General features: G+C 65.2%; 13 protein-coding genes. 9 read left to right on the top strand and 4 right to left on the bottom strand.

Translation table 11 applies throughout. The features are described from left to right. Positions 1 to 88: 88 nt before the first annotated feature. The 7 genes from RT460_RS16105 (at position 89) to RT460_RS16075 (ending at position 8941) form a co-directional block, all read left to right on the top strand. The gene (locus RT460_RS16105; RefSeq protein WP_313320238.1) at positions 89 to 562 is read left to right on the top strand and encodes a DUF3574 domain-containing protein; all 474 of its coding nucleotides are present in this window, start codon (positions 89 to 91) and stop codon (positions 560 to 562) included. A gap of 109 nt (positions 563 to 671) precedes the next feature. Beyond that, on the top strand, positions 672 to 1511 hold the full coding sequence (locus RT460_RS16100) for an SH3 domain-containing protein (protein WP_313320236.1): 840 nt from the start codon (positions 672 to 674) through the stop codon (positions 1509 to 1511). Positions 1512 to 1574: 63 nt separating this feature from the next. Beyond that, complete coding sequence (locus RT460_RS16095; RefSeq protein ID WP_313320234.1) at positions 1575 to 3152, top strand: hypothetical protein; 1578 nt, start codon at positions 1575 to 1577, stop codon at positions 3150 to 3152. A gap of 75 nt (positions 3153 to 3227) precedes the next feature. After that, positions 3228 to 4040 (top strand): DUF3014 domain-containing protein, encoded by an 813-nt coding sequence (locus RT460_RS16090; RefSeq protein WP_313320231.1) that lies wholly within the window; start codon positions 3228 to 3230, stop codon positions 4038 to 4040. 172 nt (positions 4041 to 4212) lie between these two features. Then, on the top strand, positions 4213 to 6801 hold the full coding sequence (clpB, locus tag RT460_RS16085; RefSeq protein WP_313320228.1) for an ATP-dependent chaperone ClpB: 2589 nt from the start codon (positions 4213 to 4215) through the stop codon (positions 6799 to 6801). Between the two features lie 136 nt (positions 6802 to 6937). Then, positions 6938 to 7507, top strand: coding sequence for a hypothetical protein (locus RT460_RS16080; RefSeq protein ID WP_313320226.1), 570 nt, complete (start codon positions 6938 to 6940; stop codon positions 7505 to 7507). Between the two features lie 147 nt (positions 7508 to 7654). Beyond that, the gene (locus RT460_RS16075; protein WP_313320224.1) at positions 7655 to 8941 is read left to right on the top strand and encodes an aminotransferase class I/II-fold pyridoxal phosphate-dependent enzyme; all 1287 of its coding nucleotides are present in this window, start codon (positions 7655 to 7657) and stop codon (positions 8939 to 8941) included. 185 nt (positions 8942 to 9126) lie between these two features. Here RT460_RS16075 and RT460_RS16070 read toward each other — a convergent pair whose 3' ends face one another. Continuing rightward, the gene (locus RT460_RS16070; RefSeq protein ID WP_313320222.1) at positions 9127 to 9777 is read right to left on the bottom strand and encodes an NAD(P)H-binding protein; all 651 of its coding nucleotides are present in this window, start codon (positions 9775 to 9777) and stop codon (positions 9127 to 9129) included. Between the two features lie 120 nt (positions 9778 to 9897). On the opposite strand from RT460_RS16070, the gene RT460_RS16065 reads away from it, so the two are divergent. Next, complete coding sequence (locus RT460_RS16065) at positions 9898 to 10824, top strand: LysR family transcriptional regulator (RefSeq protein ID WP_313320220.1); 927 nt, start codon at positions 9898 to 9900, stop codon at positions 10822 to 10824. 43 nt (positions 10825 to 10867) lie between these two features. Next, positions 10868 to 11746, top strand: a complete 879-nt coding sequence (locus RT460_RS16060; RefSeq protein ID WP_313320218.1) for a GyrI-like domain-containing protein — start codon at positions 10868 to 10870, stop codon at positions 11744 to 11746. On the opposite strand, the gene ybaL is transcribed toward RT460_RS16060, so the two are convergent. From ybaL to RT460_RS16045, 3 genes are all read right to left on the bottom strand, one after another. Continuing rightward, complete coding sequence (gene ybaL / locus RT460_RS16055; RefSeq protein ID WP_313320216.1) at positions 11722 to 13434, bottom strand: YbaL family putative K(+) efflux transporter; 1713 nt, start codon at positions 13432 to 13434, stop codon at positions 11722 to 11724. The two genes, RT460_RS16060 and ybaL, sit on opposite strands and share 25 nt — an antisense overlap. 176 nt (positions 13435 to 13610) lie before the next feature. Next, entirely contained in the window at positions 13611 to 14129 is a 519-nt protein-coding gene (locus RT460_RS16050) for a VOC family protein (RefSeq protein WP_313320215.1), read from the bottom strand. 28 nt (positions 14130 to 14157) lie between these two features. Continuing rightward, complete coding sequence (locus RT460_RS16045) at positions 14158 to 14682, bottom strand: MarR family transcriptional regulator (RefSeq protein WP_313320213.1); 525 nt, start codon at positions 14680 to 14682, stop codon at positions 14158 to 14160. Between the last annotated feature and the right edge of the window lie 463 nt (positions 14683 to 15145).

Here is a 15145-nt window from a genome sequence, read left to right as displayed (position 1 = left end):
AGTCCTGCTGGCAATCGGCTGATAACCAAATGCGATATCCCTGCGGTGCCTTGGATGCCACCGTGTTGTCCTTACCCGGAGGTTTTCCATGAAGTTGCACGCTCTCCTGTTGCCCCTGCTGTTGGCCGTTGCCGCCAGTGCCAATGCCGCACCTCCGGTTGCTGAGCCAGCGCCGAGTGCGCAGCTGCACGGCGACGCCGCGCGCCCGGCCGAAGCCGGTGGCTGGGTACGCAGCGAGCTGTATTTCGGGGTGGGCGAGGAGAGCGGCCCGTCGGCGCGCGAGCAGACCGACGTGATCAGCGAGGCGCAGTGGCGTGCCTTTCTCGACAAGGAAGTGACCCCGCGCTTCCCGGATGGTCTGACCGTGTTCGACGCCTACGGCCAGTGGCTGTTCCGTGGCGCACCCGAGCCGAACCGGCTGCGCACCAAGGTGCTGGTGATCCTGCATGAAGACAGCCCGCAGCGCCGCAACGACATCGAGGCCATCCGCCTGGCTTGGAAGCAGGCCACCAAGCACCAATCGGTGCTGTGGTCGCGGCAGCCGGTCGAGGTTTCGTTCTGAGCAGCGCGGGATCGGCTAGCCTGCGCGTAGCCTCCTACTGCAGAAGCCATCCGCGATGACGCCGTTGCTATCCAAGCCCCGCCCGAGGAACCTCCTCCGCTGCCTGCTGATGGCCAGCGTTGCGCTGTTGTCGGCGCCGCTACTTGCGGCTGACGATAGCCAGATACGGTTCGAGGTCGCCCCTGGCGTGACCGCGCATGCGCGCTTGCTGGGCGATGGCAATGTAGAGGCTGGCAGCAACCGCGCGAAATCGCCTCAGGTGTTGCCGGCCTCCACCGATGAAGAGGGCGGTGGTACGCGCCTGGGTCATGCCGACTACAACTTCGATGGCTATCAGGATCTGGATAGCAGTGCCACGCTCGGCCAGGTCAACGAATCGGTCACGGTCTACCTGTACGAGCCGGCCAGTGGCCTGTTTCGCGCATTGGCCGCACCCGAGGGTCCGGAGATCAGCTGCGAAGGCTTGTGGTCACTGACACCTGATCCCGCTACGCGCACGCTCAGCAGCAGCTGCCGCAGCGGCCCGATGTGGTACACCGACCTCTACCGCTACCAGGGTGAAAAGCTCTACCTCTTCCGCTCCATGCGCAACGCCTTCATCGACACCGGCGCACTGGCACAGGTGTTGGCGCTGGGCGCGGAGGACGATGCCGAAATACTGACGGTATGGAGCACCTGGGATACCGCCGGCAAACGCCTGGAAACGGCGATTTGGAACGCATTTGACCCACCCATGGACGGCGCACCGATGCCGGGCCGGAGCGCATCGGTAGTACCAGACAAGCTACCGCTGTACAGCACGGCCGGCGACACCTCGACCAAGCGCTACCTGCTCAAGGGCGACCGCGTCGAGTTGCTGGACGAAGCCGACGGCTGGCTGCAGCTGCGCTACCAGAATCCTCGCTATGGCCCGGTGCTGGGCTGGGTGAAACTGCCGACAAGCGAATGATTTGTTCCAACTGAAAGTCTGCACCAGCGTTACCATCGCCCCGCTTTCCTGACGATATCCCCCATGAATTCTTCCGCTTCACGCTCACAGCCGCGCTGGTTTGTTGCCGGCGATCTCAACGGCTTCTTTGGCCTGGTGGTCGACAACCTGTCGATCCTCGGCTTCATCGCGATGGCCTTGATCGGCATCTTCCAGTTCCCGGCCGACGTCGTATTTGGGCGCATGTTCCCCGGCACTGCGTTTGGCGTGCTGATCGGCAACCTGATGTATACGGTGATGGCGCGGCGCTTGGCCGCACGCAGCGGCCGCGACGACGTCACTGCGATGCCGCTGGGGCTGGATGCACCCACCAGTATCGGCATGGCATTGCTGGTCTTGGGCCCGGCTTTCGTCGGCTTCAAGCAGCTGGGCATGGACCCGCAGGCCGCGGCGATGGCCACCTGGAAGCTGGGCATGGCCTCGCTGGTGGTGATGGGCCTGCTCAAGCTGGTGCTGTCCTTCGTCGGCGATGCGGTTACCCGCCACGTGCCGCGTGCGGCGCTGCTGGGCTCCATCGGTGGCGCGGCGCTGACCCTGCTGGGCTTCCTGCCGCTGATCGAAAGCATGCGCCAGCCATTGGTTGGCCTGGTCACGCTGGGCGTGCTGCTGTACGTGCTGGTCGCGCGTGGCGTGGTGCCGTTGCGCCTGCCGGGCGTGCTGTTCGCGCTGCTGGTGGGCGTGGCGCTGTATTACGGACTGGGCGCTGCAGGCGGCTTGACCGGTTTCCAATGGCCGCCGGCAATTTCGTTCGCGGTGGCCTTGCCGCTGCCGTCGCTGGGCTTTATTGAAGGCCTGCCGCTGACCGTGCCGTATCTGTCGCTGTTGCTGCCGTTCGGCCTGCTGATGATCGTCGGCGGCATCAATGTGGCCGAGAGCGCACGCGCTGCCGGTGACGACTACCGCACCCGCGACATCCTGCTGGTAGAAGCCATTGCCACGCTGGTGGCTGGCGTCTGCGGCGGCGTGGCGCAGACCACGCCGTATATCGGCCAGCCGGCCTACAAGCGGCTGGGCGCACGCACCGGCTACACGCTGCTGACCGGCCTGTTCATCGGCATCGGCGGCATGCTCGGCGTGGTTGCCGGGCTGGTGCAGTGGCTGCCGGTGGCGGTGCTGGCGCCGATCATCGTCTTTGTCGGCCTGGACATCACCGTGCAGGCTTTCCAGCAGACCAAGCGCGAGCACGCCATCGCGGTGGCGCTGGCCTTCCTGCCGGCCATCGCCTACCTGATCAACATCAAATTCGGCAGCTGGGTGGCGCCGGATGCCGCGGCGGCGTTGTATGCCGCTGTCGACGGCCACGGCCTGTCGGATGTGGCCACGCTGCAGTTGCTCGGCAATGGCTTCATCATCACCGCGATGCTGTGGGCAGCGGCGCTGGTGGCCTTGATCGAACGCCGCCCCGGTGTGGCGGTGGGCCTGCTGTTCGTGGCCGCGGCGCTGAGCGCCTTCGGCGTGATCCACTCCACCGATCCGCGCGGCGGCATCTATCTGCCGTGGCAGCTGGAAGGCCTGCGCCAGGCCATCACGTTGCAGGTGACTGCGGCATATGCAGTGTTGGCTGTCGTGATCGGCCTGATGTCGCTGCAGAAGCCGCGCTGACCGCTCGGTGAAGCGGAGGGGGAACCCTCCGCGATCGGGCCGGTCACACCATCACATGCAATAGAGGTGCAGGTGATGGAAAAGCGTAAAGCGGTGTGGCCGTGGGTTGTGCTGGGTGCCGTTGTCGTCGGCGGTGCTGGTTGGTGGCTGTTCCAGGATGATGTGGCGCAGTTGCGCAACACAGCGGGGGAGGTGGCTGCGCCATCGACGGCCCCGGCAGCGCCTGCCGCTGCGTCGCCGGTCAAACCGGCGCAGCCGGCGGCCCCGCAGTATCCGCTCGATGCGGCGGCGGATCCCGCCTTGCCCGCGTTGGCAGACAGCGATGGATCCGCCTGGGAGTCTGCGGGCGGTCTGTTCCCCGCCCAGGTGTTGAGCGTGCTGCTGCGCGAGCACCTGATCCAGCGCGTGGTGGTGCACGTGGACAATCTCACCCAGCCCACGCTGCCGGCTTCGGCGATGGCGCTGCGGCCCCTGCCGGGAACCCTGATGGTCGAGCCGGGGGCCGGCGAAGCGGCGCAGTTGGCGGCAGCCAATGCGGCCCGCTACAGCCCCTGGGTAGATGCATTCATCGCTGCCGATGCCGGTACCTTGGCAGCCGCATACAAACGCTTCTATCCGCTGGTGCAGCAGGCCTACCGCGACAGCGGCCACCCCGACGGCCATTTCAATGACCGCCTGGTTGCGGTTATCGACCACCTGCTGCAGGCCCCGGAACCGGCCCGGCCGCTGGCGGTGGTCGCCGACGGCAAAGGTCGCTACCGTTTTGTTGATCCTGCACTGCAATCGCTGTCGGTAGGGCAGAAAGCCTTGCTGCGCATGGATGCAGCCCAGCAGGGGGCGGTCAAACAGCAGCTGCGGGCGGTGCGCGCGGCAATCACCCGCGGCTGAGCCTGGCCGCCGCTTGCGTTGAATCAATGTCCGGCGGGTGGGGCTGGCGATACTGGAGGTGCCCGATGCAGCTGAACAGCGGCGCATGACGCCCTTGAATCACGCCATTGCAACCGCATCTGAACCAGTATCGCCAGCAATGCTGGCCTCCCAACTTTGAGGAAGAAGACCCATGCGGATGGACAAGCTCACCTCCAACTTCCAGAAGGCGCTGTCCGACGCGCAGTCCCTGGCAGTCGGCCGCGACAACAACATCATTGAACCGGTACATGTGCTCAGCGCGCTGCTCGATCAGCCCGGTGGCAGCAGCCGGCCCTTGCTGGCCCAGGCCGGCGTCAACGTGCCGGTGCTGCGCGAGCGCCTGACCGAGGCGCTGGATGCGCTGCCCAAGGTATCCGGCCAGGCCGGTAGCCTGTCGATGGGCAACGATCTCAATCGCCTGCTCAACAACACCGACAAGCTGGCCCAGCAGCACAACGACCAGTTCATCGCCAGCGAGTGGTTCCTGCTGGCGGCGGTGGACGATGGCGGCCCGGCCGGCATGGCCCTGCGCGCTGCCGGTGCCGACAAGAACAAAGTGAAAGCCGCCATCGACAAGCTGCGCGGCGGAGAAACCGTGCAAAGCGAAAACGCCGAAGAACAGCGCCAGGCGCTGGAAAAGTACACCATCGACCTGACCGCGCGCGCCGAAAGCGGCAAGCTCGACCCGGTGATTGGCCGCGACGAGGAAATCCGCCGCACCATCCAGGTGCTGCAGCGCCGTACCAAGAACAACCCGGTGCTGATCGGTGAACCCGGCGTGGGCAAGACCGCTATTGTCGAAGGCCTGGCCCAGCGCATCATCAACGACGAAGTGCCTGAGGGCCTGCGCGGCAAGCGCGTGCTGTCGCTGGACATGGGCGCGCTGATTGCCGGTGCCAAGTTCCGCGGTGAGTTCGAGGAGCGGCTGAAGGCCGTGCTCAATGACCTGTCCAAGAACGAAGGTCAGATCATTCTGTTCATCGACGAACTGCACACCATGGTCGGCGCCGGCAAGGGCGAGGGCGCGATGGATGCCGGCAACATGCTCAAGCCGGCGCTTGCGCGCGGCGAGCTGCATTGCATCGGCGCCACCACGCTGGACGAATACCGCCAGTACATCGAGAAGGACGCAGCGCTGGAGCGCCGCTTCCAGAAGGTGTTTGTCGGTGAGCCGACGGTCGAGGACACCATCGCCATCCTGCGTGGCTTGAAAGAGCGCTACGCGGTGCACCATGGCGTGGAGATCACCGACCCGGCGGTGGTTGCGGCGGCGACCCTGTCGAACCGCTACATCACCGACCGGCAGCTGCCGGACAAGGCCATCGACCTGATGGACGAGGCGGCCTCGCGCATCCGCATGGAGATCGACTCCAAGCCGGAGGAGCTTGACCGTCTCGAACGCCGCCTGATCCAGCTCAAGATCCAACGCGAGATGCTGAAGAAGGAGAAGGACGACGCCTCGCGCAAGCGCCTGGCCGATCTGGATAGCGACATCGATACGCTGGAGCGTGAGTTCTCCGATCTCAACGAAATCTGGAAGTCGGAAAAGGCTGCGCTGCAGGGCGCGACCAAGATCAAGGAGCAGGTGGAGAAGGCCAAGCTGGATCTGGAGGCTGCACAGCGCCGCCAGGATTTCGCCAAGATGAGCGAGATCCAGTACGGCCTGTTGCCGAACCTGGAAAAGCAGTTGCAGGCCGCGCAGGAAGTGGAGCGCAAGGACTTCAAGCTGGTGCAGGACAAGGTGACCGACGAGGAAATTGCCGAGGTCGTCTCGCGCTGGACCGGCATCCCGGTCAGCAAGATGCTTGAAGGCGAGCGCGACAAGCTGCTGCGCATGGAAGACATGCTGCACAACCGCGTGGTTGGGCAGGAAGAAGCGATCCGCGTGGTCTCCGATGCGGTGCGGCGTTCGCGTGCCGGCCTGTCCGATCCGAACCGCCCGAGTGGCTCGTTCCTGTTCCTGGGCCCGACCGGCGTCGGCAAGACCGAGCTGACCAAGGCGCTGGCCGACTTCCTGTTCGACTCGCCCGACGCGATGGTGCGCATCGACATGAGTGAGTTCATGGAGAAGCACAGCGTGTCGCGCCTGATCGGTGCGCCCCCGGGTTATGTGGGCTACGAAGAAGGTGGCTACCTGACCGAGGCGGTGCGCCGCCGCCCCTACAGCGTGATCCTGCTGGACGAGGTGGAGAAGGCGCATCCGGATGTCTTCAACATCCTGCTGCAGGTGCTGGATGACGGTCGTCTGACCGACGGCCAGGGCCGTACCGTGGATTTCCGCAACACTGTCATCGTGATGACCTCGAACCTGGGCTCGCACCAGATCCAGGACATGAGCGGCGACGACAGCCCGGAGGCCTATATGCAGATGAAGGCCGCGGTGATGGGCGTGGTGCAGGCGCACTTCCGTCCGGAGTTCATCAACCGGCTGGACGACATCGTGGTGTTCCACCCGCTGGACAAGCAGCAGATCAAGCAGATCGCACGCATCCAGATGCGTGGTCTGGAGAAGCGGCTGGGCGAGCGGGGCCTGCGTCTGGATGTGGCCGATTCGGCCTTCGATGTGCTCGGCAATGTCGGCTTCGATCCCGTGTATGGCGCACGTCCGCTGAAGCGTGCGATCCAGGCCCAGCTGGAAAACCCGCTGGCGCAGAAGATCCTGTCCGGCGAGTTCGTCAGCGGCGACACCATCAAGATGGAAGCCGGTGGCGGTGGCCAGCTGCAGTTTGGCAAGGGCTGATCGCAGGGGTGCGGCGGCGCGGCCCGGTGCCCGCCGCTACACCGATTCACATGCTGCAAGCGGCCTTTGGATTAGGTTGCAGGCCCGGGCTTTCCCCAGCGGGAAGCCCGGGCACTCCATGGATAAGGAAGATCAAATGCGATACGTGATTGCACCGCTGCTCGCCTCCTTGCTGTTTGCACCGGCCGCGTTTGCACAGAGCTCGGGCAGTGAACAATTGCTGCGCCCACAGGCGCCAGGCTATGTGAAGGCGTTCGAGAACACCGAGGCTGACGGTGCGCGCTTGTGGGAGTACGTGCCCACGGGGGAGAACGTCCAGCAATGGACGGAGATGCTGACCGTCACCGCCTCCCGTCCTGGCGTACATGCCACCCCGCGCGAGTTCCTGGGCTTCATCGAACGTGGCTGGAAGGGCGCCTGCCCGGACGGCGTCAGCAGTTGGATCCGGGAGGGCCAGGAGAACGGCTATCCCTTTGCCTTGCTGATGCTTACCTGCCCGAACAATCCGGCCAGCGGCAAGCCCGAGTACACCTGGTTCAAGGGCATCCAGGGTGCGGACCATTTTTACGTGGTGCAGAAGGCGTATCGCTTTGCTCCGGAGCCTGAGCAGGTGGTGCCGTGGGTGCAGTACCTGAGCAAGGTGCAGCTCTGCGATGAGCAGGGCAGTGCACACCCTTGCCCCCGCGCCGTCCCCGCCAAGCCCTGATCTGCCAACGGGGCTGTCGGCGTGCCCGGCGGCCCCCGGTGTGCTTATCAGCTGATGCCAATCGCGCACAAGTAACCCCTGCAACCGTCGCCCGGTTGCCATCAATCCTCGGCTATCGTCAGCGGTCACTCCCTACCGAGCGCTCCGATGACCGACCCGCAGTGGAAGCCTGAAACCATCGCCGTGCACGGCGGCTATTCGCCCGACCCGACCACCCGTGCGGTCGCGGTGCCGATCTACCAGACCGTTGCCTACGCCTTCGACGACACCCAGCACGGTGCCGATCTGTTCGACCTCAAGGTGCAGGGCAATATCTACACCCGCATCATGAACCCCACCACCGATGTGCTGGAAAAGCGCATCGCTGCGCTGGAAGGTGGCATCGGCGCGCTGGCGCTGGCCTCCGGCCAGGCAGCCATCACCTACGCGATCCAGACCATTGCCGAGGCCGGTGACAACATCCTTGCTTCAAGTGCGCTGTATGGCGGCACCTACAACCTGTTCGCGCATACGCTGCCGCAGTTCGGCATCCAGACCCGCTTCGCCGACTACCGCGATCCACAGGCCTTCGCCGCCTTGATCGACGAACGTACCAAGGCGGTCTTCGTCGAATCCATCGGCAATCCGCGCGGCAACATCACCGATATCGAAGCCATCGCTAAGATCGCGCATGCGCATGGCGTGCCGGTGATTGTCGACAACACCGTGGCCACGCCGTACCTGCAGCGTTCCTTCGATTTTGGCGCCGATATCGTGGTGCATTCGTTGACCAAGTATCTCGGCGGCCATGGCACCAGCCTTGGCGGTGCCATCGTCGATTCCGGTCGTTTCCCGTGGGCTGAGCACAAAGAGCGCTTCCCGCGCCTCAATACCCCCGACGTGAGTTATCACGGTGTGGTCTATACCGAGGCGTTGGGCCCGGCGGCCTTCATCGGCCGTGCGCGGGTGGTGCCGCTGCGCAACATGGGCGCGGCGATTTCGCCGTTCAACGCGTTCCAGATACTGCAGGGCATCGAGACGCTGGCGCTGCGTATGGACCGCATCAACAGCAATACGCTGGCGGTGGCCAACTTCCTGCAGAAGCACGCGAAAGTCGCCTGGGTGAACTACGCCGCATTGCCGGACCATCCGGAGCATGCGCTGGTGCAGAAGTATCTGCGCGGGCAGGGCTCGGGTGTGCTGACCTTTGGTCTGCCTGGTGGGCGTGAGGCTGGGGCGCGTTTTCTGGATGCGCTGCAGTTGTTCACGCGATTGGTGAATCTGGGTGACGCCAAGTCCTTGGCGACGCATCCGGCTTCCACCACCCATCGGCAGTTGGATGAGGCCGAGTTGGAGAAGGCGGGGGTAACGCTGGACACCGTGCGGCTGTCGGTGGGCATCGAGCATATCGATGACTTGCTGGCGGATCTGGAGCAGGCCTTGGCTGGGGCTTGAGGAGCAGATCAAGAACTTTAAAGGCAGATCAAGGGCAGGTTTGCTTGTTAGAAGCTTCCCCTCACCCCAACCCCTCTCCCGCAAGCGGGAGAGGGGCTAGTGCACTAGCAGCCGACGCGTTCTGAGCCCCTCTCCCGTTCACGGGAGAGGGGTTGGGGTGAGGGCAAGCTCCTAGCGCAGGGAACTCACCAGGCAACCGTAAACCGCGTGCCCACATGCTTCGGTGCTTCCAGCTCATCGACGATCGCCACTGCCAGATCGGCGGCGCTGATCGTGCCCGGGCCATCGCCGGTGCTCAGTGGGGTATCGCTGCCAACCCGGTATTTGCCGGTGCGCTCGGTGGGGCTGCCCGGATGGAAGGCTACCGGCGGGCTCAGCTGGGTCCAGGCCAGCGCGGTTTCATTACGCAACTCGGTCAACGCATCACGCGCTGCACTGGCACCGGGATAGATCGCTGCCGGGAAGTTCGGCGAATCCACCAGCTGGGTGCCGTCCGGCGCATACAGGCTGCCGGCGCCACCGATCACGATGTAGCGTTTTACGCCTGCGGCCTTGGTGCCGGCCACGATCGCACGGGTGCCGCGCATGAACTCGTTGTATAGATCCGGGTTGGCCCAGCCGGCGTTGTAGGCGCTGATCACGGTGTCGACACCGGTGACGGCATTGCGTACTTCGTCGGCATTGAGTACATCGGCCTTGACCACCTGCAGCCGCGGGCGGGCTTCAAGCTTGGCTGGGTCGCGCACCAGCGCGGTCACGTCGTGGCCGCGGGCCAGCAGTTCTTCGAGCACGGCCTTGCCGACAAAGCCGGTGGCACCGATCAGGGCAACTTTCATGGGAACGTCCTTGGGGCGGGGAATGAGGCCAGTGTCCGCCGAACCCGGCGCCGGCGGCAGTCGCAAAAAATCACAATGACCTTGAAGCTGTGCTTCACAATGGCGGCACGGAGGTGGTCCATGGACAGCGTCAAACGGATGGCCTTGTTTGCCCAGGTGGTGCAGCACGGCTCGATGAGTGCGGCAGCGCGGGCGATGGGCATGAGTACCTCGGCGGTCAGCCAGCAGCTACGCGCGTTGGAACAGGATGCCGGGGTTGCGCTGCTGCATCGTTCGACCCGGCGGCTGGCGCTGACCGACGTCGGAAGCCGCTATTACGCGGCCTGCGCACGCTTGCTGGATGCCGCTGGCGAGGCCGAGGCCGAACTGTCGGCCGCCCGCCACGCGCCCAGCGGCGAGCTGCGCCTGTCCGCGCCCTTGGGCATGGCCGCGCATATAGGCCCGGCCCTGGGTGCGTGGCTGCACGACAACCCGCAGCTGCGCCTGCACCTGTTCTTTGACGATGGTTGGACCGACCTGCTGCAGGCGCGCATCGATCTGGCGCTGCGCTTCGGCCAGTTGCCGGACAGTGACTGGATGGCGCAGCGCCTGGGCAGCCTGCAGCGTTGGCCGTGCGCGTCACCGGCCTGGTTGCAATTGCATGGCCTGCCCAGCGATCCCTTGCAGGTGTCGGCCGCCGAATGGCTGGGCATGCCGCAGGTGCCAGGCCTGGTCTGGCGCCACCACGAAAGCGGCGAGGAACGCCTGGTGCCTGCACATCCGCGTATCGCCAGCCAGAACCAGCCGGCGGTACTGCGTCTGTGCGAGGCCGGATTGGGGGTAGCGGTGCTGACCAGCCTGGATGCCGCGCCCTTGCTGGAGGCCGGCAGCCTCCAGCGGCTGTTGCCGGAGTGGGAAGTGCCGGCGCTGCCGGTCTGGGCGGTCACCCCGCATCGGCAGACCCAGCCAGCCAAGGTGCGGCAGGCGATCGTCCTGCTGCAGGATCACCTGGCGCGGTTGCCGGGCGCCGAGGCGGATGCTGCGCAAGATCGGAAACGCCAACGCTGAGTGCATGCGTTGCAATGGCTTCACTTACCAAGGAGATATCGCAATGAAAGCCAATGTCACGCAGTTGCCACGACTGGACCGGGTCATCAGCTGCCTGCAGCAAAGCATCGATGCCGGCGGGCCCTTGCCTGACCTGGATGCACTGGCTGCCATCGCGCATTACTCGCCGTTCCATTTTCATCGCGTGTATCGCGCGCTGACCGGTGAAACCATCGGCCGTACCGTGCAGCGCCTGCGCCTGGTCAAGGCATTGCAGCGGCTGGCGCACAGCGATGCCAGCGTTACCGAGATCGCCTTGCTGGCCGGTTACGACACGCCGCAGGCGCTGGCGCGGGTGTTGCGCGACAGCGTGGACGCCAGCGCCAGTGAACTTCGTCTGGATCGGCAGCGCTTGGCGGCCTGCATCGAGCAGCTGTCACGGCCGCTGCCGGTGGCCGACAAGGCGCCGCCATTGAGCGTGGAAGTCGTCACCCTGGAACCCTTCGAAGTGGTGGCGCTGCGGGCGCAAGGTGCCTTCGATGATCTGGATCACGTGTTCGGCGAGCTGTTCGGCTGGGCAGCCGAGCAGGGCCTGATCGAACAGCTGCAACAACTGATCGGCATGCCGCTGGGTGATCACCGCGAGGTGCCGGCCGATGAGCTGCTGTTTGATTGCGCGCTGGCGCTGGATGCCGACCTGCCGACATTGCCGGAATCCTTGCAGCGTCTGGTCCTGGGCGGCGGGCGCATGGCGCGCTTGCGCCATGTTGGTAGCTATTCGCTGTTGGAAGAGGCCACCGATCAACTGCTGCGCGACTGGTTGCCCGGCAGCGGCCATGCCTTGCGCGATGCGCCGCTGCATTACCACTTCCTGGATGACCCCGAGGAAGTCCCCGAGGCCATCCTGCGTGCCGATATCTACGTGCCGCTCGCTGCCGGCTGAGGCACGCCGCGGCGCAGGCTGCGGTAGGGCGGGGTGGACATGATCATCTCGGCCAGCGAGTAGGCCAGCTCGCGCTCGGCCATCACCGTGCCGTCTGCGCCGTGGGCCAACAGGTGCTTCACTTCGGCATCGCTGTGGGCGCGGGCCAGCAGGGTCAGGTTGGGATTGATGGCGCGCAGCTTGGCCAGCACTTCGCCTGATTCCAGCGGTTGCGGGATGGCCAGCACGGCGATGGTGGCACGCTCGGGATGGGCCTCGGCCAGCACCTTGTCGGACGCGGCGCTGCCGCGGATGCCGGGGATGCCGGCCGCATGCGCGCGTTCCACGTGCTCGCGGTTGTCGTCGATCACCAACACCGGCACGCCGCGTTCCCGCAACACCTGGGCCAACTCGCTGCCGACGCGGCCATAGCCGACCACGATGGCGTGATCCTGCAGGTCCAGCGACGGACCCGGCGGGATATCCGGGACTTCCGGCACCGGTGCTGTTTCCTTGTGGCGCGCCTGCCAGCGGTCAAGCAGGCCGAACACCACCGGATTGAGCATGATCGACACCAGCGCGCCGGCAAGCACCAACGATTGCCCCGTGGGGGGCAGGATCTTCAGCGCCACGCCCAGCCCGGCAATGATGAAAGCGAACTCGCCGATCTGCGCCAGCGAGGCGGAAATCGTCAGCGCGGTGCTCTTGGAGTGACTGAAGGCGCGCACGATGAAGAAGGCGGCCGCCGACTTGCCGACCATGATGATCGCGACCGTCGCCAGCACCTGCCAGGGGTGCTCGACGATGATCATCGGGTTGAACAGCATGCCCACCGAGACGAAGAACAGCACCGCGAACGCGTCGCGCAGCGGCAGCGAATCATGCGCTGCCTTGTGGCTGAGCTCCGATTCGTTGAGCATCATGCCGGCGAAGAATGCGCCCAGCGCGAAGGACACGCCGAACAAGGCCGCCGCACCAAACGCTACCCCCAGGGCAATGGCCAGCACGCACAGGGTGAACAGCTCGCGCGAACCGGTGCCGGCCACGCGTTCCAGCACCCACGGGATCACCCGCCGTCCGACCACCAACATCACCGCAACAAACAGGCCCAACTGCACGAAGGTCCAGCCGATCGAGGCCATCAGCCCGCCGATGGACAGGGTCTTGCCAGTCGCCTCGGGACCGAACACCTCGGCGATCACCGGCATCATCACCAGTGCCAGCACACAGGCCAGGTCTTCGACGATCAACCAGCCCACCGCGATCTTGCCGCGCGTGGTTTCCAGCAGGCGGCGCTCTTCCATTGCCCGCAGCAGCACTACCGTGGAGGCGGTGGCCAGCGAAAAACCGAAAATCACACCGTGCAGCACCGGCCAGCCCATCAGCGTGGCTACACCCCAGCCCAGCAGGGTGGCGACCAGGATCTGGCCGATGGCGCCGGGGATGGCGATGGCCTTGACCGCCATCAGGTCCTTCAACGAGAAATGCAGGCCTACGCCGAACATCAGCAGCATCACGCCGATCTCGGCCAACTGGTTGGCCAGCGCCTGGTCGGCGACAAAGCCTGGCGTGAACGGTCCCACGATGACACCGGCAATCAGATAGCCCACCAGCGGCGACAGCCGCAGTTTGTTGGCCAGGGCGCCAAGCACGAAGGCCAGGCCCAAACCAATGGCAATCATGTTGATCAGGGCGGTGTCATGGTGCATCAGGGCTCGCTGGGTGGGGTTGGGGGGATGCCCTGATTCTAAAGGTGCTACCGGTATGCCAGTGCGGAAATACCGGAAAAATCTGACATTTCTACGAAACAGTGCGTATCTGCGCGATCCCGGACACCGTCGCGGAACGGACAGGGTGACCGGTCAGTGCATATCAGCAGGCGGGCTCAAGCCGCTTCGCCTGCCGCCGAGCCCGTTGCCAGCGCGGCGCCCCAGCGTTGCCCGGCGGTGTCGTAGTCCAGCGGGCGGCGCCAGAGATCCTCATAGGTCCAATCGGCGTTGGGGGTGCGCCAGACGATCTCGATGGCCAAACCGTCCGGGTCGCGCGTGTAGACCGACAGATGCATCGGCTGCTCGATTTCCTCCACCCAGGCGCCGATCTGTTTCAGGCGCGCGCCAAGTTGCTGCAGCTCGCCGATGGTGCCCAGCTCGAAGGCGAAGTGGAACAAACCCGGTGCCGAGGGCTGGCCCCAGCCGGGCAGTGGCAGGGTCGCGTTGGCGATGATGGCCAGGTCGTGGTGGTTGCTGGAGCTGCCGGGGGCGCGGAAGAAGCGCATTTCCTTCCAGTTGTCCTGTGCTGGCAGCGTGCTGACCAGCTCCAGGCCCAATGCATCGCGGTAGAAAGCGGTGGAACGGTCCAGGTCGGCAACCGACAGGACCACGTGATTGATACGGCGCAGGGACATTGGGCTTCCTGTTGGGCGGTGTTTGGGTTCAGCTGTCGCTGGACGACTTGTGTTGTGCAAGCCGCTGCATCAGCGCGCCTGCCTGCAACAGCAGCGCTTGTTCCTTGGCCGACAAGCTGGCCTCCATGGCCTCGCTCAACCAGCCGTCGCGGCGCGCTCGGGTCTGCTGCACTACGGCAAGCCCAGGCTTGCTCAAGGACAGGCTCACTCGGCGTTTGTCGTCCGGGTCCGGGTGCCGTTGCAGCAGTCCACGTGCTTCGAGCTCGCGTAACAGCTGAGCAAGGTTGGACGAGCGCAGGCTCAGTTCGCTGGCGATGCTGGTGGGCGTGGCCGTAATGCCGAGGCGCTGGATGGCCGTCAGTACCATCAGTTCGGACCATGTTTCCGCATCCGAGCGGTGCACATCCTTGAGCCGGCGGGTGAGGGCAATCAGGCTGTGGCGGAAGGCCGTGACATCGGCGGGCGGTGATTTGTGTATTTGCATATAGCTATATTTACATAGCAATATGCGTCCGGCAAGCGGCATTCGTCGGCCGCGCGCAGCCAGCGCCATGCATGTTCTGACGGGGCAGAAAGAAAGTGATTCCCTTCATTCCATGGCCAGTGCCGGGCGCTCCTTGGCCCGGCAATCCGCGCCACCGTAGTCCGGGTAAGCGCAGCGCACCCGGGGCTCTTCGCGCGGAGCCTTTGGTGGAGCCGAGCCATGCGGGGTGGGCTATCGGGAAAGCTTCTGCCGAGCATGGCTCGGCACTACCGGTTGCGGGCTTCGCCGTAGCCCGGGTAAGCGCAGCGCACCCGGGGCTCCTCGCGCGGAGCCTTTGGTAGAGCTGAGCCATGCCGGGTTGGGCTATCGGGAAAGCTTCTGCCGAGCATGGCTCGGCACTACCGATTGCTGGCTCCGCCGTAGCCCGGGTAAGTGCAGCGTACCCGGGGCTCCTCGCGCGGAGCCTTTGGTAGAGCTGAGCCATGCTGGGTTGGGCTATCGGGAAAGCTTCTGCCGAGCATGGCTCGGCACT

Source organism: Stenotrophomonas sp. (assembly GCF_032061965.1).
Classification (GTDB): domain Bacteria; phylum Pseudomonadota; class Gammaproteobacteria; order Xanthomonadales; family Xanthomonadaceae; genus Stenotrophomonas.
Note: the sequence above shows the minus strand (reverse complement) of the source record. Positions and strands in the feature narration are given on the sequence as shown.